This window comes from Phenylobacterium sp. (assembly GCF_024508875.1).
Taxonomy (GTDB): Bacteria; Pseudomonadota; Alphaproteobacteria; order Caulobacterales; family Caulobacteraceae; genus Phenylobacterium.
This window is the reverse complement of record NZ_JANINU010000337.1, coordinates 1-17,808: the sequence shown is the minus strand read 5'-3', so window position 1 is coordinate 17,808 and position 17,808 is coordinate 1. Positions and strand designations below refer to the sequence as shown.

17 protein-coding genes are annotated in these 17,808 nt (G+C 70.7%); 12 read left to right on the top strand and 5 right to left on the bottom strand.

The window, feature by feature from the left end; genetic code table 11:
- Window positions 1–1,304 (top strand): alkaline phosphatase family protein (locus tag Q0L11_RS22410; RefSeq protein ID WP_296600263.1); only part of this gene is annotated, 1,304 nt, incomplete at its 5' end.
- Between the two features lie 13 nt (window positions 1,305–1,317).
- Here Q0L11_RS22410 and Q0L11_RS22405 read toward each other — a convergent pair.
- Complete coding sequence (locus tag Q0L11_RS22405) at window positions 1,318–2,409, bottom strand: serine protease (protein WP_296600261.1); 1,092 nt, start codon at window positions 2,407–2,409, stop codon at window positions 1,318–1,320.
- A gap of 127 nt (window positions 2,410–2,536) precedes the next feature.
- On the opposite strand from Q0L11_RS22405, the gene Q0L11_RS22400 reads away from it, so the two are divergent.
- The 6 genes from Q0L11_RS22400 (at window position 2,537) to Q0L11_RS22375 (ending at window position 9,525) form a co-directional block, all read left to right on the top strand.
- Window positions 2,537–5,275 (top strand): CHAT domain-containing protein, encoded by a 2,739-nt coding sequence (locus tag Q0L11_RS22400; protein ID WP_296600260.1) that lies wholly within the window; start codon window positions 2,537–2,539, stop codon window positions 5,273–5,275.
- 47 nt (window positions 5,276–5,322) lie between these two features.
- Window positions 5,323–6,024, top strand: coding sequence for a nitroreductase (locus tag Q0L11_RS22395; RefSeq protein WP_296600258.1), 702 nt, complete (start codon window positions 5,323–5,325; stop codon window positions 6,022–6,024).
- A gap of 99 nt (window positions 6,025–6,123) precedes the next feature.
- Complete coding sequence (locus Q0L11_RS22390) at window positions 6,124–7,365, top strand: MFS transporter (protein WP_296600256.1); 1,242 nt, start codon at window positions 6,124–6,126, stop codon at window positions 7,363–7,365.
- The gene (locus tag Q0L11_RS22385) at window positions 7,362–8,570 is read left to right on the top strand and encodes an MFS transporter (protein WP_296600254.1); all 1,209 of its coding nucleotides are present in this window, start codon (window positions 7,362–7,364) and stop codon (window positions 8,568–8,570) included. The genes Q0L11_RS22390 and Q0L11_RS22385 overlap by 4 nt, the downstream gene beginning before the upstream one ends.
- 49 nt (window positions 8,571–8,619) lie before the next feature.
- Complete coding sequence (locus Q0L11_RS22380) at window positions 8,620–9,066, top strand: Rid family hydrolase (protein ID WP_296600251.1); 447 nt, start codon at window positions 8,620–8,622, stop codon at window positions 9,064–9,066.
- A gap of 96 nt (window positions 9,067–9,162) precedes the next feature.
- The gene (locus Q0L11_RS22375; RefSeq protein WP_296600250.1) at window positions 9,163–9,525 is read left to right on the top strand and encodes a hypothetical protein; all 363 of its coding nucleotides are present in this window, start codon (window positions 9,163–9,165) and stop codon (window positions 9,523–9,525) included.
- A gap of 29 nt (window positions 9,526–9,554) precedes the next feature.
- On the opposite strand, the gene Q0L11_RS22370 is transcribed toward Q0L11_RS22375, so the two are convergent.
- Window positions 9,555–9,758 carry a hypothetical protein gene (locus Q0L11_RS22370; RefSeq protein WP_296600248.1) on the bottom strand — a complete coding sequence of 68 codons (204 nt, stop codon included), beginning with the start codon at window positions 9,756–9,758 and terminating at the stop codon, window positions 9,555–9,557.
- A 246-nt stretch (window positions 9,759–10,004) separates the two neighbouring features.
- On the opposite strand from Q0L11_RS22370, the gene rpmI reads away from it, so the two are divergent.
- From rpmI to pheT, 4 genes are all read left to right on the top strand, one after another.
- Complete coding sequence (rpmI, locus tag Q0L11_RS22365) at window positions 10,005–10,205, top strand: 50S ribosomal protein L35 (RefSeq protein WP_293483771.1); 201 nt, start codon at window positions 10,005–10,007, stop codon at window positions 10,203–10,205.
- A gap of 13 nt (window positions 10,206–10,218) precedes the next feature.
- On the top strand, window positions 10,219–10,575 hold the full coding sequence (gene rplT / locus Q0L11_RS22360) for a 50S ribosomal protein L20 (protein WP_296600247.1): 357 nt from the start codon (window positions 10,219–10,221) through the stop codon (window positions 10,573–10,575).
- 112 nt (window positions 10,576–10,687) lie between these two features.
- A complete protein-coding gene (gene pheS / locus Q0L11_RS22355; protein WP_296600245.1) occupies window positions 10,688–11,797 on the top strand; it encodes a phenylalanine--tRNA ligase subunit alpha in 1,110 nt (369 codons plus the stop codon).
- Between the two features lie 175 nt (window positions 11,798–11,972).
- Window positions 11,973–14,393 (top strand): phenylalanine--tRNA ligase subunit beta, encoded by a 2,421-nt coding sequence (gene pheT / locus Q0L11_RS22350; protein WP_296600243.1) that lies wholly within the window; start codon window positions 11,973–11,975, stop codon window positions 14,391–14,393.
- Window positions 14,394–14,405: 12 nt separating this feature from the next.
- Here pheT and Q0L11_RS22345 read toward each other — a convergent pair whose 3' ends face one another.
- A complete protein-coding gene (locus Q0L11_RS22345) occupies window positions 14,406–15,266 on the bottom strand; it encodes a methyltransferase domain-containing protein (RefSeq protein ID WP_296600242.1) in 861 nt (286 codons plus the stop codon).
- Window positions 15,267–15,390: 124 nt separating this feature from the next.
- Window positions 15,391–16,212, bottom strand: coding sequence for a sterol desaturase family protein (locus Q0L11_RS22340; RefSeq protein WP_296600240.1), 822 nt, complete (start codon window positions 16,210–16,212; stop codon window positions 15,391–15,393).
- Between the two features lie 85 nt (window positions 16,213–16,297).
- On the opposite strand from Q0L11_RS22340, the gene Q0L11_RS22335 reads away from it, so the two are divergent.
- Window positions 16,298–16,750 carry a VOC family protein gene (locus Q0L11_RS22335; RefSeq protein WP_296600238.1) on the top strand — a complete coding sequence of 151 codons (453 nt, stop codon included), beginning with the start codon at window positions 16,298–16,300 and terminating at the stop codon, window positions 16,748–16,750.
- A 176-nt stretch (window positions 16,751–16,926) separates the two neighbouring features.
- On the opposite strand, the gene Q0L11_RS22330 is transcribed toward Q0L11_RS22335, so the two are convergent.
- Window positions 16,927–17,577 carry a DUF1134 domain-containing protein gene (locus Q0L11_RS22330; protein ID WP_296600237.1) on the bottom strand — a complete coding sequence of 217 codons (651 nt, stop codon included), beginning with the start codon at window positions 17,575–17,577 and terminating at the stop codon, window positions 16,927–16,929.
- Between the last annotated feature and the right edge of the window lie 231 nt (window positions 17,578–17,808).

The following is a 17,808-nucleotide window of genomic DNA, read 5'->3' as shown; positions in this document are numbered from 1 at the left end:
CCGACCCGTTGGCCAAGGGGGCGGGGAACCTCAAGGTCGACACCCTGGGCGACTGGCTGCGCGCCAAGCGGCCGGACGCGCGCGTCACCTCCGTCTCCGGCAAGGACCGGGCCGCGATCATGATGGCCGGCCACCATCCCACCGGCGTCTTCTGGTGGGACGACGGCCTGGGCTTCGGCACCTCGAAGTACGCCGGCCCGGCCGACGCGAAGACCCTGGCCCCGGTCGTCGACTTCAACCGCCGCCTGTTCGCCGCCTGGGACAAGGCGCCGCCAGAGCTGTGGCCGGCAAGCCTGCCGCCGCCCTGTGCGCCGCTGGCCGTTCCGCACACTTTCGGGCGCCTCACCCTGTCCGGCGGCGTGCCGCCCGAGACCGCCAAGGGCGCCACGCAAGGCGCGAAGTGGCGCACGGGCTCCGCCTTCACGCCCGAGTTCCGAGCCTCGCCGCTGATGGACCAGACCACGCTGGACCTCGCCGCCGAGTTGGTCGCGGCCGAGGGCCTGGGCCGCCGCGCCCAGCCCGACCTGCTGGCCATCAGCCTCTCGGGCACCGACCACATCGGCCACCGCTACGGCTCGGGCGGCGCGGAGATGTGCGTGCAACAGGCCTCGCTCGACGCGGCCCTCGGCGCCTTCTTCGCGAAGCTTGACGCCCTGGGCGTGCCCTACGTCGTCGCGCTGAGCGCCGACCACGGCGGCGTCGACGCCGCCGAGCGCCTCGGCCCGCCCGCGCGCCGCGTGGACACCACCCGCCTCATCGCCGGCCTCAACGGCCACCTGCGCAAGACGTTCGGCTACGGCTACGACCCGATCAACGGCGACGACGCCAACCAGCTCATCCTCGGCCTGCCGCCGGAGGACAACAAGCGGCGCGACGAGGTGATGGCCGCCGCCATCGCCTGGCTGAAGGCCCAGCCTGACGTCTCCGAGGTCTTCACCCCCACCCAGATCGCCGCCGCCATGCCGCCCAAGGGCAAGGCCGCCGACGACCTGACCCTGCTGGAGCGCTTCGCCGAGAGCTTCTACGCCCCGCGCAACGGCGACATCGTCGTCAACTACGCCGAGTTCTCCAGCCTCGGCATGCCCAGCCAGCTCGGCCAGAACGTCGCCGGCCACGGCTCGGCCTGGGATCACGACCGCCAGGTGCCGATGCTGTTCTGGTGGCCGGACGTCACGCCCGCCGAGGCCGGCGCCGCCGAGACGGTGGACATCGCACCGACCCTCGCGCCATTCCTCGGCCTCACCGCGCCCGACGTGGACGGCCGTTGCCTCGACCTCGGCCAGGGCTGCCGCACGGGCGGCTAGAGTCCTATCCGACCTAACCCTTGGAGCGCACGTACCGGTACGGGTCGGCCTCGCCGTTGCGGTAGTCGCCCCGCAGGTCGGGCTTGCCGTCGCCGTCCGTGTCGTGGAGCGAGAAGTCCGGATTGTCGTCCCGGTCAATGTCCACCAGCATCGTGTCGTAACGCCCGTCCCCATCGTCGTCGTAGAGGTAGGTCACGGCTTCGCGCTTGTCGTCCGGCTCCAGCACCACGTAGTCACCCTTGCCGTCGCAGTCGTTGTCCACCGCATAGCTGACGCCCTTGGGCTTCGAGGTCGGAACCTCGCCCAGGGTCTTGGACTCGCAGGTCGGGCGCCGCTCGGCGAGGGTGGTCACGCGGTCGGCCTTGCGGGCGAGGAATGCGGCCACGTCCTCGGCCGAGACGGCGTAGTTCATCCCCTCGCCGGGGCCCTTGAAGCTGTTGATGCCGATCACCTTCAGGTCGTCCCCGAGCAGGGGACCGCCCGAGTTGCCCGGATTGATCGGCGTCTGCGTCTGGATGACCGTCGCCTTGTGGTTCAGGCCGCTCTCGGTGTCCCAGGCGTAGTCGCGGCGCACCTGGCTGACGATGCCGCGCGTGTAGGTCCAGGACTGGCCCTTGGGGTGGCCGATGGCGTGGACGTCGGCCCCCACCTCCACCGCCGGCCCGCTCGCGATCGCCAGCGGGCTTACGCCCGCAGGAACCTCGGACACCTGGATCAGGGCCAGGTCCGCCACCTCGTCGCGCCGAATCACCTTGGCCCGCTTCACGTCGGCCTCGCCGAACGTCGCGCCCTCCACCTTGGGTTTGAACACCACGCCGACCTCGGCGTAGTCGCCGACCACGTGCAGGTTCGTGACGATCGTCCCGTCGGCGCCGACCAACACGCCCGAGCCGAGGCCCTCGCGGGTGACGACCAGCACCACGGACGGGGACGCCCGCTGGTAGACCTGGGTCTCCTTGGCGCCGCGCGTGAGCGAGCGACCCTCGGGCTGCAGGCCCGCCAGCGCCTTGCCATAGGCCCGCGCCGCGCCGGGCCCACCCTTCAACGCCGGAGCCGGCCGGCTGGACGGCTTGCCCGACGGCTTGGCGACGGGCTGGCCCAGCATCTCTTCCGGAGGGGCGGCCCATGCGTATGATGCTGCCGACAAGGCCATGCACGCCGCGCCGACCCGGAGCCACTTCATGGCCGATACCCCCCGCACTGGTTCGCTTCGGCGGAGCCTAGCGGCATGGTTGTGGCTCACAAGCGTCATTCTGGCCCTGCCGGCCGCCGCGCAGGCGCAGGCGGCGGCTCCCATCGCCGAAGCCCGGCGGCTTTACGATGACGGCCACGCGCTCGCCGCCCGGCAGGTGCTGGATCGGGCCGCCACGGCCGCACGCGATCCGGCGCAGCGGGCTGAATTGCTGGGCGCGCTGCTCGACCTGTGTATCGGCGCCTACGACGATGCGTGCGTGGTCGGCGCGACGGACCGATACGTGCGTGTCGCGTCGCCCGGCGCGCTTAAGGACTACCGCCTCGATGCGGCGCGCCTGGCGCTGCACCGGGCCGAGGTCACCGCCGCCATCCTGGACGGGCCCGCCTGGCGCGGCGACGACGCCACCGACGTCGAACTCTACCTCCGCCGCCAAGTCCTCGGCGCGCGCATCGCGCTGGCCCAGGGCAAACCGGCGCTGGCGGTGGCCTTCCTCGACCGGTCGCTCGGGCTGATCGCCTCGCTGGAGGACGCCGGGACCTCGCGGCGGGCGGTCGCCGAGCACCTGGCGCAGGCGGTGCTGATCCTCGCCCAGGCCGGCCAGACCGAGCGCGCCCACGGCCTGCTGGTGGCCACCGGGGGCTTTGTCGGCCGGACCCTGCCGCCGCGCAGCGTAGAGGCCGCCGCCTTCGCCGCCACCGGCGGCAGCCTTCTGGCCGAGGTGGGCGACCTGGACGGCGCGGCGCGGATGCTGGAGATCGCCACCGGCGCGCTGCAGGCCATCGAGCTGGACGCCCCCGTCCGCGACTGGCTGCTGGGCTCGACGCTGACGTTGCAGGCCGCGATCGCGGCGCCGAAAGGCGACGCCGCCGCGGCCCGCCGGGGGCTGGACGGCCACCCCCTGGCGCGCCTGTACGCCGCTCCCGGGCGCACGCCGCAGACGCGGGACGAGTACGCCTACCTCGCCGTCCGGGCGCTGACCGCGGCGGTGGAGGGCAAGCCCGATCCCGTCGCGCTCGCCGCCCTGACGGCGGAGCCGCAGCGCGTCTCCGACGATCCGGCGCTGGAGCGGGAAGCCGGGGTGTTCCGCGACTTCGGCCGCCTGACGCTGACGCCCCATGGCGCGGAGCGCGGCCGGATCCTCGCTGGGTTCGCCGGTCGCCTGCGGGACGAGGCGGTGGGCTCGGTGGCCGGCGTTCCCGGCGCCTGGTATCGCCCCAGCCCCATCGAGAAGGTGATGATCGCCCTGGCCCTCAGCGGCGCCGACGCCGAGGGCCCCGACCGAGGGGACACCGCCTTCGCGTTGTTCCAGCTCGGCGCGCGGTTCGGCCCGACCTTCGACTCCGACGCGCTCACCGCCCTCGGCCAGGCACACACCCCCGCCCAACGCGAGACCGTCCACCAGGCGCTGCGCCTGCGAGCGGGCCGCGACCGGGTGGAGCGGGCCACGATCCAGGCGCTGGTCCTGCGCCCCGCCGCGGCCGGCCCGGCTCGCCTCGACGCCCAAGCCCTCCGCGACTTCCGCGGCATCGACGACGGCGTCGCGGCGGCCGAACAGGCGGCGGGCCGCGCTGGCGTTCCGCTGTCCGGCGCCAACGTCGTGGCGCTCCCCCGCTTCCAGGCGGCCTTGGCGCCGGACGAGGCGGCGCTGCAGGTGACGCTGTCGCCCGGCGGCCTCGAGTACATGTGCGTACGCCGCGACATGGCCGCGCGTTCGCGGCGGGCGGCCGACCTGCGACGTTTCTCGATCGACCTGCGCCTGCTGCGCGCAGCGCTCACCGCCACCCACGCGCCCTCCGAGGAGGCGGACGTCCAATTCCCGGTCGAGGCGGCGGTCCGCCTCTACGACGACCTGATCCGCCCCTTCGAAGGCTGCCTGCGCCCGGGCGACCGCGTCGTCTGGCTGAGCCCGGTGTCGGATTTCGCCACGCCGCTGTCCGCCCTGCTGGCCGCCCCGCCGCCGCGGCTCGGGGAGGGCTGGGACCTGTCCCGCGCGGACTGGCTCGTGAAGCGCCACGCCGTCAGTTATCCGGGCTCGGCCAGCGTGGTCATCGCCACGCGCAGCGGCCCCGGCGCAAGCGCGCCGCTCGACTTCCTGGGCGTCGGCGATCCGGTGCTGGGCGAGGCGAAGGCGCTGCTGCGCGGCGTGCGCGGCGCCGAGATCGCCGAGCTCGCCCCGCTGCCCGACACCGCCGAGGAGCTGGCGGTCTCGGCCCGCGGCTTCCGGACTTCGCGGCTGCTCCTGCGCGCCGACGCCACGGAGCCGCGCGTGCGGGCCGAACTGGCGAAGCCCTACCGCTACCTCTCCTTCGCCACGCACGGCCTGGTGCGCGACGACCTCCAGGGGCTGGCCGAGCCCGCGCTCGTGCTGACGCCGGCCGGGGGCGCCGACGCCGCCGACGACGGCCTGCTGACCGCCTCCGAGATCGCCGACGTCTCGCTCGCCGCCCGCTTCGTCGCCCTGTCGGCCTGCAACACCGCCAACTTCGATCTCGCCGAGATGTCGCGCGAACTGCCGGCGCTCGCCTCCGCCTTCGCCATCGCCGGCGCGCCGCAGACCCTGGGCACGCTCTGGCCGGTGAACTCGGAGACGGGCAAGGCCGTGGTCGCGGACACCTTCAACCGCCTGCGCGACGCGCCCGACGCGCCCGCCGCGGTGGCGCTCGCCGAGGCGCAGCGCGCCTTCCTCGCCGCCCCACCGGGCCGGGCCTATCTGCACCCGCGGTTCTGGGCGCCTTTCATCGTGCTGGGCGACGCGGGCCCCGCCGCTGTTCGCTGACGCCACGTCCGCCATGCTCTAGTGCGTGGGCCAGACCAGGAGACCCCATGGACGCTTCGATCTCGACCGCCCCTTCATATGACGACGTGGTCATCGGCCGACGCAGCATCCGCGGCTTCACGCCCGAGCCGGTGTCGAAGGCGCTGATCCGCGAGGTGCTGGAGCTGGCCATGCGGGCGCCGTCGTCGCTGAACACCCAGCCCTGGAACTTCTACGTGGTGGCGGGCGAGCCGCTGGACCGCATCCGCGCCGGCAACACCGAGCGCAACCTGGCCGGCGTGCCCGACAGCCGCGAGTTCCGCAGCCACGGCGCCTACGACGGCGCTCACCGCGAGCGGCAGATCGAGATCGCCAAGCAGCTCTTCGCCGCCATGGGCATCGCCCGCGAGGACAAGGCCGCCCGCCAGGACTGGGTGCTGCGCGGCTTCCGCCAGTTCGACGCCCCGGTCTCCATCGTCGTCACCTACGACCGCTCGATCCACGGTGGGGATATCGCCCCGTTCGACTGCGGCGCGGTCACCAACGCCCTGGTCAACGCCGCCTGGTCGCGCGGCCTGGGCTGCGTGATCAACAGCCAGGGGATCATGCAGTCGCCCGTCGTGCGCGAGCATGCGGGGATCCCCGACGACCAGGTGATCATGATCTGCGTCGCCCTCGGCTGGCCCAGCGACGACTTTCCGGCCAACGCCGTCGTCTCCCGGCGCAAGTCGGTGGACGAGGCGGCCGTCTTCGTCGGCTTCGACGACTGAGCCCCCGACTGTGTCCCCGCGCCAACGCGCGGCCGCCATCGACGAGACGGTATGGGCCGCCGCTTGCCCCTCGGCGCGGCGCGTCCTAACACCGTTCACATGACCCAAACGCCGCCGCGAGAGGCGACGCCGCCTCCGTGGGCGGCGCTGTCGCTCATCGGCCTGATCTTCCTCAACATGCTGGGCTTCGGGATCATCGTCCCGTTGCTGCCCTTCTATGCGAAGTCGTTCGACGCCCCGGCTTGGCAGATCACCCTGATCTTCTCGGCCTTCTCGGTCGGCACCTTCTTCGGCGAGCCCTACTGGGGCCGGCTGTCGGACAAGTACGGGCGCAAGCCGCTGCTCGTGATGACGATCCTGGCCAACGGCCTCTGCTACCTGGGACTTGCCTTCGCGCCCAACGCCTGGGCGGCCTTCTTCATCCGCCTGCTGGGCGGCCTGTTCAGCGGCAACGGCTCGATCATCCAGGGCTATATCGCCGACGTGACCCCGCCCGAACGGCGCACCCGCCAGATGAGCTGGATGAGCGCCGCCTGGAACGTGGGCCTGATCGTCGGCCCGGGCCTGGGTGGCATCTTCGCCAAGCCGTCCCTGGGCCACATCGGCTTCCAGCTCCCGTTGTTCATCTCGGCCGGCCTGTTCATGACGTCGTCGTTCCTGATCCTGCTCTTCATCCGCGAGAGCCGGCTGCGCGACGAGAGCAACACCTTCCGTCCCAACCGCTGGGCCGCCACGGGCGAGGCGGCGCGCCACCCGGTGATCGGCCGGCTTATGCTGGTGACCTTCCTGGTCGGCTTCGCCTTCACCGGCATCGAGGCGATCTTCGGCCTGTGGACCGAGGCCCGCTACGGCTGGGGGCCGCGCCAGATCGGCTGGGCGTTCATGTTCGTGGGCATCGCCTCTGCCTTCACCCAGCTCTTCGTCACCGCGCCGCTGTCCGAGAAGTTCGGCCAGGCGACCATGCTGGCCGTGGGCATGGCGATCACCGTGGTCTGTATCGGGCTGCAGCCCTTCTCGCCGGGCGGCACGGTCACCATCGTGCTGATGAGCTTGTCGGCCATCGGCCAGTCGGTGGCCTGGCCCAACGTCTCGGCGCTGATCTCCGAGACCGCCGACCCGCACCGCCAGGGCCAGATCCTGGGCCTCAACAACGCCATGGGCGCGCTGGCCCGGGTGGTGGGACCGCAATGCGCCGGCGCGACCTTCCCGCTGAACATCAACGCGCCCTTCGCCCAGGGCGCCGTCATAGTCGTGCCGGCCATCTTCCTGGCGATCAGCGCCGGCCGGAAGGCGCGAGCCTGGCGCCAGTCGCAGGCGGGCGCCGCGCCCTGCGACCCATGAGCGCCGAGGCCGCCAGCCTCAGGGAGGAGCGCCGGGCGCTGATCGTGCTCTTGGCGGTGATCTACCTGATGATCGCCGGCTTCGGCCTCGTGATCCCGCTGCTGCCCTTCTTCGCCCAGGCGTTCGACGCGCCGGCCTGGCAGGTCACGCTGCTGTTCTCGGCCTTCTCGGTGGGGCAGTTCATCGGCGAGCCGTTCTGGGGGCGGCTGTCGGACCGCATCGGCCGCAAGCCCGTGCTGATCGTCACGATCGCCATGGTGGGTGTCACCTACGCCGCGTTCGCCTTCGCGCCGAACATCTGGGCGGCGTTCGCGCTGCGGTTCGTGAACGGCGTCTTCGCCGGCAACATCTCGACGCTACAGGGCGCGCTGGCCGACATCACCCCGCCCGAACGCCGCGCGGGGCGCATGGGGATCATGGGGGCGGCGTTCAGCGCCGGCTTCTCCACCGGCCCGGCGATCGGCGGCTTCCTGGCCCAGCCCACCCGCGGCGCCCTGGGCTTCCAGTTGCCGCTGCTGGTGGCGGCCGGCTTCGCCCTGGCCTCGGCCCTGGCGGTCGTGGTCCTGGTCCGCGAGCACCGGCCCGAGGCGGCGCCGCAGCCGGCGAAGCGCGTCCGGTCCGCGCGCCTGCGCGAAGGCTTCGCCCACCCGATCATCAGCCGGGTCGTGGTGATCAGCGCCATCGTGGTGATCGGCTTCGCCGGCATCGAGTCCACCTACGGCCTGTGGACCGAGCAGCGCTTCGGCTGGGGTCCGCGCCAGATCGGCCTGGCCTTCATGGTCATCGGCCTGATGGGCGCGTTCTTCCAGGGCTGGCTGTGCGGGCGGCTGGCCCGCCGCTTCGGCGAGGCGGCGACGCTCACCGGGGGCCTCGCCTTCATGGGCCTGGGCCTGGTGACCCAGGGCCTGTCGCCCAACTGGCCCGTCGCCTTGCTGGGGTTCCTGCTGGTGTGCCTGGGCCAGTCGATCTGCTTCCCGAACGTCTCGGCCCTGATCTCGCGCGCCGCGCCGCCCGACCGCCAGGGCGAGATGCTGAGCCTCAACATGAGCGGCATGGCGCTGTCGCGGATCGGCGGACCGATTTTGGCGGGGCAACTCTTCTCGCTGGTCGCGCCAGGGGCGCCCTTCGCCGTCGCCGCGCTGCTCATTTTGCCGGCGCTGGGCTTCGCGTGGACGGTGATCCGGCGAACGCCACGCCTCGCCTGACGCAAAGCTGGGCTAAGGCGGACCCGCTCTTCCACGCAGGAACCTCGCCATGACCGCCAAAGCCCTTGCCCTCGCCGCCGGCCTCGCCCTCGCCCCGCTCACGGTCCAGGCGGCGGAGGTGACGCACGTCCCCCTGCCGCCGCGGCCCGGCATGACCACGGCCCCGCCGTTCAGCGGCGCGGTGATCGCGGGCGACACGGTCTATCTGGCGGGCAACACCGACGGCGGCGCGGCCATGGGCGGCACGCCGGCCGACGCGGCGCGCCGGGTGATGGAGGGCCTGAAGCGCACGGCCGAGTCCGCCGGCGTCACCATGGACGACCTCGTCTGGGTGCAGGTGTTCTCCAGCAACCTCGACGACTATGCCGCCTTCAACGAGGTCTATCGCACCTACTTCAAGGGTCCGATGCCGGCGCGCGCCTATCTGGGCGCCAGCCGCCTGCTGGGCGACGCGCGGTTCGAGATCATGGGCATCGCGGTAAAGCGGACAAAGTAAGGCGGCGGTCACGCAATTGTCAGGGCGCCCCTCGTCGCGTTTCGACGTTCGAACGACTACCTAGAGCATAGTGAGTCGAATTCGGAGACGATGCCCATGAGCACCACACCCATGGACACCATTCTGTTGGTTTGTCGCGATGCGGATTACTCGGTTAATCTGATCGGAAGCCTTCAGGATATTGGAGCCAGCGTTGTTGGTCCTGTTTCCGACGGCGATACAGCGCTTGCGCTGGCGGCGCAAACCTCTCCGAACCTTGCTATTGTCGCTGACGATCCGACGTGCGATCGCGATGCCGAGGGCCTGGCGCGCGAGCTCCACGCCATGTGGGGCGTGCGGTCCCTGGTGCTGGACGACAGAGTGGTGGCCATCGGCGAGCAGCCTTGGCTGCCCGAGCCCGAGGCGCTGGACAGGCTGATCGACACCCTGGCGCAAGCCGAGGCGGCGAAGCTTCAGTAGGGAGCGGGGCCGGGCGGCCCCGCAACGTCCTAGACGGTAATGTCGACGACGCGGCCCTTGCCCGACTCCTTGGCGGCCTGCGCGGCGACGGCGGTCTGGGTGAGTTCGGCGCCCTTCTGAGCGTTCTTCTCGGCCGTCTTGGCGTCCTGCTGCGACTGTTCGTTGCGCACCGGGGGCGTGTAGGCCACGGGCGGCTGCGACGCGATCGAAGCCGTGGAGGTCGTGCTCGACATTCTCGTCTCCTCGGGCCGGATTCCCCGGCCGATACGGCGACGGTGTAGCTTGCTTGAGGTAACCCATCTTTAAGGGACGGGGTAAATCCGGGGAAAGCATACGGCGGACGCGCCCGGCGCCCCGTCCCTTGCATTTCCCCGCCCTTTCGCGTACTAGCCCGCCCCTTCGGAACCGCCTGGCCCCAAGGCATGCCATGGCGGTTTATCAACACGACCAGAGGACAGGACCTTCGGGCCCTGAGTGAAATGCCGAAACTGAAGACCAAGTCGGGCGTGAAAAAGCGCTTCAAGATGACGGCGTCTGGCAAGCTGAAGGCCGGCGTCGCCGGCAAGCGCCACCGCCTCATCAGCCACAACGGCAAGTACATCCGTCAGAACCGTGGGACCAAGGTGATGTCCGATCAGGACGCCAAGATCATCAAGTCCTGGCTTCCCTACGGCCTCTAAGGAGAACTGACAGATGGCTCGCGTGAAACGGGGCGTTGTCGCCCACGCCAAGCACAAGAAGGTTCTCGAGCAAGCCAAGGGCTTCTACGGGCGCCGCAAGAACACCATCCGCACGGCCAAGGCTGCTGTGGACAAGGCCGGCCAGTATTCCTACCGCGACCGCAAGGTCCGGAAGCGGAACTTCCGCTCGCTGTGGATCCAGCGGATCAACGCGGCGGCGCGCCTGGAAGGCTTCACCTACTCGCAGTTTATCCACGGCCTTGAGAAGGCCGGGATCGAAATGGACCGCAAGGTCCTCGCCGACGTCGCCGGCGCCGATCCGGTTGCTTTCAAGGCCATCGCCGACAAGGTTCGCGCCGCGCTGGCTTAAGCCTTAGGTCTTCCAAAGACCTTGAAGCTTTCAAGAGCCCTCCGGCCGAACCGCCGGAGGGCTTTTTGCTGCCTTCCGCTCAAGACCGTCCTCCTCTAGAGCAGACCGCCTCATGACCGACCTTTCGCAACTCGAAGCCGACCTCTCCGGCCGCATCGCCACGGCCGCCGACCTGGCCGCCCTGGAGGCCATCCGGGTCGAGGCCCTCGGCAAGTCCGGCTCGATCTCCGAGCTTCTGAAGTCGCTGGGCAAGATGAGCCCCGACGAGCGGCGCGAGCAGGGGCCGAAGATCAACGGCGTCCGCGACGCCGTCGCCTCGGCCATCGCCGCGCGCAAGGCGGCGCTGGAGACCGCCGAGCTTGACGCCAAGCTGGCGGCCGAGCGCGTCGACCTCTCGCTGCCGCCGCCGCCCGAGCGCCGCGGCCGCGTCCACCCCACCATGCAGGTGCTGGACGAGATGATCGCCGTCTTCGCCGACATGGGCTTCTCGCTCGCCGAAGGCCCGGACATCGAGGACGACTTCCACAACTTCACGGCGCTGAACTTCCCGCCCAAGCACCCGGCGCGGGAGATGCACGACACCTTCTGGCTGCCCGAGGACGAGCGCGGCGAGCGCAAGGTGCTGCGCACCCACACCAGCCCAGTGCAGATCCGCACCATGCAGCGGCTGAACGAGAAGCTGCCGGCCTGGATCGCCAACGGACAGGAACCGCCGATCCGCATCATCGTGCCGGGCCGCACCTACCGCTCGGATTCGGACGCCACCCACACGCCCATGTTCCACCAGATGGAAGGCCTGGTCATCGACCGGGACATCCACATGGGCCATCTGAAGTGGACGCTGGACACCTTCATCAGCCGCTACTTCGAGACCCCGGTGGTCGAGACGCGCTTCCGGCCGCACCACTTCCCGTTCACCGAGCCGTCGGCCGAGATGGATGTGCGCTGCGACCGCTCGGGCGCCGACGTGAAGATCGGCCAGGGCACCGACTGGATGGAGATCGTGGGCTGCGGAATGGTGCACCCGAACGTGCTCCGCAACTGCGGGCTCGACCCCGACCAGTGGCAGGGCTTCGCCTTCGGCTTCGGCATCGACCGGCTGGGGACGCTGAAGTACGGCATGCCCGACCTGCGCGACATGTTCGCCTCGGACGTCCGCTGGCTGGACCACTACGGCTTCTCTGCCTTCCAGGCGCCGAACACGGCCACGGGGCTGTCATGATGACCACCCGCAAGTTGCTCCCCCACTGGGGGAGCTGTCCGCGCAGCGGACTGAGGGGGTGCGAGCCCGCTCACCTGTCCGCCGGGGATGAAACCCCCTCCGTCTCGGTGCCGGTGGCGCCGATCCACCTCCCCCACATCGCGCTGCGCGCTGGGGGAGGAACTGGAGCCTCCCAATGAAGTTCACGCTTTCCTGGCTCAAGGAGCACCTCGACACCTCGGCATCGGTCGAGCAGGTGGTCGAGGCCATGACCATGGCCGGCCTCGAGGTCGAGCACGTGGAAGATCCCGGCAAGAAGCTGGCCGCCTTCACGGTCGCCAAGATCGTCGAGGCCGTGCAGCACCCCAACGCCGACAAGCTGCGGGTCTGCCAGGTCGACACCAAGGACGGCCGGCTGGAGATCGTCTGCGGCGCGCCGAACGCGCGGGCGGGCCTGACCACGATCTATGCCCCCATCGGCGCCTATGTGCCCGGGAGCGGCGTGACGCTGGAGGCGCGCCCGGTCCGCGGCGTGGTGTCCAACGGCATGCTCTGCTCGGCCAAGGAGCTGGAGATCGCCGAGGAGTCCGACGGCATCGTCGAGCTTTCCGACGACCTGCCCGTCGGCGCGAGCGCCGTGGAGGCGTTCGGCCTGGAAGCCGCGATCGACTTCGAGGTCACCCCGAACCGCCCCGACTGGCTGGGCGTGCGCGGCATCGCGCGCGACCTCGCCGCCGCCGGCCTGGGGACGCTGAAGCCCGATCCGGTCCAGCCCGTCGCCGGCAAGTTCCCCTGCGACATCGAGATCCGGGTCGACGGCGACGCCTGTCCCGTCTTCGCCGGCCGACTGATCCGCGGCGTGAAGAACGGGCCGTCGCCGGCCTGGCTGCAACAGCGCCTCACCAGCGTGGGTCTGCGCCCGATCAACGCCCTGGTCGATATCACCAACCTGATCACCTACGACCGCGCCCGGCCGCTGCACGTCTACGACCGCGCCAAGCTGGTGGGGAACGTGATCGAGGCGCGCCTGGGCCGTGGCGCCGCCGAGCCGAGCCCGGACGCACCGTCGCCCGCGCCGCACCGCGACGAGCAACTGATCGCCCTGGACGGCAAGACCTACGACCTGAGCTCGGACATGAGCGTCATCGCCGACGCGAACGGCGAGCGCCCGATCGGCCTGGGCGGCGTCATGGGCGGCGAGTCCACCGGCTGCTCGGACGAGACGACCGACGTCTTCGTGGAAAGCGCCTGGTTCGATCCGATCCGCACGGCCCAGACGGGCCGGGCCACCGGCATCACCTCCGACGCCCAATACCGCTTCGCCCGCGGCGTCGACCCGGAGTCGCTCGTCCCCGGCCTGGAGCAGGCGACGCAACTGATCCTGGAGCTTTGCGGCGGCGAGCCGTCGGAAATCCGCGTCGCCGGCCACGCCCCCGCGCCGCCGGCCGCCATCGCCTTCGACCGGTCCTATGTGAAGAAGCTGTCGGGGCTCGACGTGGGCGCCGCCCGCATCGACGAAATCCTGACCAAGTTGGGCTTCGCGGTGGACGGCGACACCGTGACCCCGCCGTCCTGGCGCCGGGACGTGGAGGGCAAGGCCGACCTCGTGGAGGAGGTGGCGCGCATCGAGGGCTTCGACAGCCTGCCGGTCACGCCGCTGCCCGAGATCGCGCGCCCGCCCGGCGGCGCGCTCACCACCCGCCAGCGCCGCATGCGCGACGCGCGGCGCATGATGGCCTCGCGCGGCTACGCCGAGGCGGTGACCTGGAGCTTCATGCGCCGCGACTGGGCCGAGATGTTCGGCGGCGGCGACGAGAAGCTGGTGCTGACCAACCCGATCGCGGCCGACCTGTCGACCATCCGCCCCACGGCGCTCGCCAACCTGATCGACGCGGCCGCCCGCAACGCCAAGCGCGGCTTCGCCGACGCGGCGCTGTTCGAGGTGGGGCCGAACTTCAGGGGCGACCAGCCGGCCGACCAGTGGACGGCGGTAACCGCGCTGCTGGCCCCGCACACGCCGAAACATTGGGCGAAAGTGGGCGGCGATCCCCTGTTCGAGCTGAAGGCCGACCTGCTGGCCCTGCTGGACGAGCTGGGCGCGCCGACGCTGCAGGTGGTGCAGGGCCAGAACGCGCCCTGGTGGCATCCGGGCCGCTCGGCCCGCCTCCAGCTCGGCCCCAAGGTCGTGGTCGCCGAGTTCGGCGAACTGCACCCCAACGTGCTGAAGGCCATCGACGCCGACGGCCCGATGCTGGCCTTCGAGCTCAGCCTGGACGCCATCCCCGAGCCTAAGAAGAAAGGCGTGAAGACCAAGGCGGCGCTGGAGCTCTCGGCCCTGATGCCCCTGAAGCGCGACTTCGCCTTCCTTGTCTCGGCCGACACGCCGGCCGGCGACCTGGTCCGCCCGATCCTGGGCGCCGACAAGGCCCTGATCGCCGACGCCCGTGTCTTCGACGTCTACGCCGGCCAGGGCGTGCCCGAGGGCATGAAGTCGGTGGCGGTCGAGGTGCTGGTCCAGCCGCGCGAGAAGACGCTGACCGACGGCGAGATCGAGGGTCTCAGCGCCCGTGTTGTCGCCGCGGCCGAAAAGGCGGTGGGCGCGAAGCTGCGGGGCTGATCTCCCGCAGCGCTAAGCCCGGGCCTGGATGTAGAAGGAGTACTCGCGGCGAATTTCGTGGGCGCTGTCGATATCTGCCCGATACACATCCTCGCTCACATCATTGAAGCCCAACGCGCGGAGGAGGTTACCCATGTTCTCCGCGTCCCAAATGTACTTGTGCGAGTAGTCGACCTCGTAAACGGCCCGGCTGATGAGATCAGCGTAGGCGCGAGCCCAGGGCGGCTCGCGGTCGAAGACACGATGCGTGCTTATCGCCGTATCGAGGAAGGTCGCGTCTCCGCTTGCGTAGGCTCGGAAGCTCTTCTGAAAGTTCGGCAGCTCGAAGCGAATGAGCCCGCCCGGCTTGAGAGCTGCCCGGCAACTCTTGAGCAGCGCCACAGCTTCCTCGCGTCGCAGATGTTCGAAGAAGTGGCTTGAGAACATGAGATCGACCGAGGCCGATTCCAGCGGCGGGAGGCCGCGGCGAAGATCGTAGTTCAGGAACGACCGCCTGACGTCGTATCCGCCGGGCCTGTCCGGTGCGTAGTCTATGTTCAGCCAACCCTCACGAACTTCGCCGCCACAACCCATGTGGACGCGCCGCCCTGTCTCGGCGGGGATGGAGTTCATGGCTGCCGTAGATTCCGTATTCACCTTCAGCGCGGCGACCTCGTAGACGGCGTGCCGGAGGCTCTCCTTGAGCGCCACGAACTGCGTTCGGCACGCGGCGAGCAGTTGCTGGCGAAGGCCGGCATGCTCCGGAAACACCTCGAGCTTCACATCCTGGCCGCTCGCAACCAGAGCCGCGACGGCCTGCCCGTTTGCGAAGAGCAAGACCCGGCCGCGCGTCGCGTCGAGCGCGACGAGGAGCGGTCCCAGGTTGTCGGTCATACGCCACTCCGTCGTCGTCGCAGCGGCAGTTACTTCGATCCTCCGAGGATGACAATCCGGGCCAACCCGGCGCGCGCGACGCCGCCAGACTTTGGTCGAGCCGCGCCGGCGGGGCCCGCCGACGCTAGGCCAGCGCACGGTCCTTCCGGCTGAGCGCCGCCCACCACGCCTTGAAGGGGTGGGCGTACTGGCCGAGCGCGCCCTCGCCCATCTCCTCGTCGATCCCCAGCGGGACGTCGCAGGGGCCGGGCTGGTGATAGGTGCCGAACATCCGGTCCCAGACCGAGAACACGGTGGCGAAGTTGCAGCCGGTGGTGATCTCGCGTGCGTGGTGCCAGCGATGCATGGCGGGCGAGTTCAACACCCACGAGGCGCGCCCGAACGTCCAGGGCGCGTCGGCGTGGATGGCGTAGCCGTAGTAGTGGCGGACCAGCGCATTGCCCACCAGCGCCCAGGCCGGAAAGCCCAGCGCGCCCAGAACGATCGTGTCCACGGCCGTGCCCAGGCGGTCCACGGGATGCATGCGCTCCAGGCTAAGCCAATGCAGGTGGCGGTCGCTGTGGTGGACCGCATGGGCGGGCCAGAGCCAGCGGCTGTGCTGGGCCCGGTGGCGCCAGTAGCCGGTGAAGTCGCCGACGATCACCGCCAGCAGCAGCGCCAACGGCGGCCAGAGCCCGCCGAGCCAGGCATTGGCCCCGAGGAACCCCGCGTCGCGGGCGACGACCACGGCGCCGGTCGTCAGCGCGACGATCACCGGCGCCACTGCCAGCCGGTCGACCACCGCCAGCACCAGGTTGATCCGGGCGTCCCCCACCGCGGCATCTGCGTCCGCCAGCGCGCGCCGGCGGCCCTTCACCGCAAGCGCCAGCCCGGCGAACAGGGCCGCGCAGACGGTCAGTTCGGCGATGAGCGCCGGCAGCGGCGAGAGGAGGGCGGAAAGGGTCATCGCACGGATGCTCCCTCACCGGCCCGAATTCCCGATTAACGGACAAGGTTGACTGCCGCAGCGGCCGGCCCCTGGACTGCGCGTCATGGAAGTCAACGGCGTGGCGCACACCTTCATCACCGCGGGCGACTTCGAGCGCTCGGTGGCCTTCTATCGCCGGCTGCTGCCGTTCCTCGGCATGCGCGAGGTCGCCGACAGTCCCGATACCTACTACTGCGTCGGCGGGCGCACGGGCTTCGGGATCCGCCGGCCTGACCCCGAGCACCAGGGCGAGCGCTTCGTGCAGTTCCGGGTGGGCCTGCACCACCATTGCTGGCGGGCGCGGGAGCGGGCGGACGTGGACGCGCTCTACGCCTTCCTGCTGGAGATCGGGGCGAAGATCGTGCATCCGCCGCAGGACGAGCCCTGGGCGCCCGACTACTACGCAGTGCTGTTCGAGGATCCGGACGGCATCCGCCTGGAGCTCAACCACGTCCCTGGCCGCGGCCTCTTCGACACGCCCAGCCAGCGCGTGGGCGCCAGCCTGGACGGGCGGTAGGGCGCTCCTCCGCTCGTCATGGCCGGGCTAGACCCGGCCATCCAAGCAGCCTGGCGGGATGCTGTGCGGACTTGGCTAGCGCTCTGGAATGGATCCCCGGGTCAAGCCCGGGGATGACGAGGGCGTATAGGGCGCATCGTCAGCCCTCCCCCTCCGAACAAGGGACGTACGCCACCCTAAAACGGGATGTAGCTCCGCTTGCGGGTGTAGGCGAGGTAGCCGACGTTGGCGCCCAGTCGCAGGCCGACGCCGGCGCGGATGGGGGCCAGGGTGATGTCCTCGGCGCGCTGGTAGTTCACGCCCAGGCCGCCCACGAGGTAGGCCGAGCCCTCCACGCCGGGATAGCGCTGGAAGATCATCTCCGGGACCTGGAGGTTGTAGCAGAGCGTGAAGACGCGGCTGGCGTTGCCGCCCCAGTCCCAGCCGATCGACGGGCCCTGCCAGAAGACCTCCAGCGGCTGGCGGTCCTTCATGTAGAGCAGGCCGCGGCCGTAGCGCAGGCCCAGGACGAACGAGCCCGAACCCTCTTCCCCGGCGATATAGGCGGTGGGCCGGCCGTTGTTGGCGAACAGGCGCTCGACGGCGGCCCCGGCGGCCTCGGCGGTCACGCCCAGGAAGTCGGAGACGTTGGTGACGATCTCGTCCTGGCTATAGGTGCTGGGACCGCCCTGTCCCGTGGGCCCGGCCGACGGATAGGCCGGCTGCCCGTTCGGCGCCGGCGGCGCTTCGGCGGGCGGCAGGGGCTGCGACGAGACGGGCTGGGCGCGCACGAGCGACGGCGCGGCCGCGGTCACGAGGCCGGATACGATGAGTTTGCGTCGGTCCATGGCGCTTCTCGCCTCCGAAAATGGTCTGCCGCCCCCAGGCGCCCCTCGATGCCGGGCGTCGCCTTAACGGGCGATTAACCACGTTCGCGCGGCGGGCATGTGGCGGCGCGACAGGGGGCCTGCTATCTCGCGCGCGCGAATGTGCTAGAGGGGCGCGCATAATGACCACGCCTCTTTCCAAGATCCGCAACTTCTCGATCGTCGCGCACATCGACCACGGCAAGTCGACGC

Coding starts and splice junctions, on each gene's coding strand:
- Q0L11_RS22405 (WP_296600261.1), bottom strand. CDS start 2,409: ATGCTGGGCCAGCCCGTCGCCAAGCCGTCGGGCAAGCCGTCCAGCCGG.
- Q0L11_RS22395 (WP_296600258.1), top strand. CDS start 5,323: ATGGACGCTTCGATCTCGACCGCCCCTTCATATGACGACGTGGTCATC.
- Q0L11_RS22390 (WP_296600256.1), top strand. CDS start 6,124: ATGACCCAAACGCCGCCGCGAGAGGCGACGCCGCCTCCGTGGGCGGCG.
- Q0L11_RS22385 (WP_296600254.1), top strand. CDS start 7,362: ATGAGCGCCGAGGCCGCCAGCCTCAGGGAGGAGCGCCGGGCGCTGATC.
- Q0L11_RS22380 (WP_296600251.1), top strand. CDS start 8,620: ATGACCGCCAAAGCCCTTGCCCTCGCCGCCGGCCTCGCCCTCGCCCCG.
- Q0L11_RS22375 (WP_296600250.1), top strand. CDS start 9,163: ATGAGCACCACACCCATGGACACCATTCTGTTGGTTTGTCGCGATGCG.
- Q0L11_RS22370 (WP_296600248.1), bottom strand. CDS start 9,758: ATGTCGAGCACGACCTCCACGGCTTCGATCGCGTCGCAGCCGCCCGTG.
- rpmI (WP_293483771.1), top strand. CDS start 10,005: ATGCCGAAACTGAAGACCAAGTCGGGCGTGAAAAAGCGCTTCAAGATG.
- rplT (WP_296600247.1), top strand. CDS start 10,219: ATGGCTCGCGTGAAACGGGGCGTTGTCGCCCACGCCAAGCACAAGAAG.
- pheS (WP_296600245.1), top strand. CDS start 10,688: ATGACCGACCTTTCGCAACTCGAAGCCGACCTCTCCGGCCGCATCGCC.
- pheT (WP_296600243.1), top strand. CDS start 11,973: ATGAAGTTCACGCTTTCCTGGCTCAAGGAGCACCTCGACACCTCGGCA.
- Q0L11_RS22345 (WP_296600242.1), bottom strand. CDS start 15,266: ATGACCGACAACCTGGGACCGCTCCTCGTCGCGCTCGACGCGACGCGC.
- Q0L11_RS22340 (WP_296600240.1), bottom strand. CDS start 16,212: ATGACCCTTTCCGCCCTCCTCTCGCCGCTGCCGGCGCTCATCGCCGAA.
- Q0L11_RS22335 (WP_296600238.1), top strand. CDS start 16,298: ATGGAAGTCAACGGCGTGGCGCACACCTTCATCACCGCGGGCGACTTC.
- Q0L11_RS22330 (WP_296600237.1), bottom strand. CDS start 17,577: ATGGACCGACGCAAACTCATCGTATCCGGCCTCGTGACCGCGGCCGCG.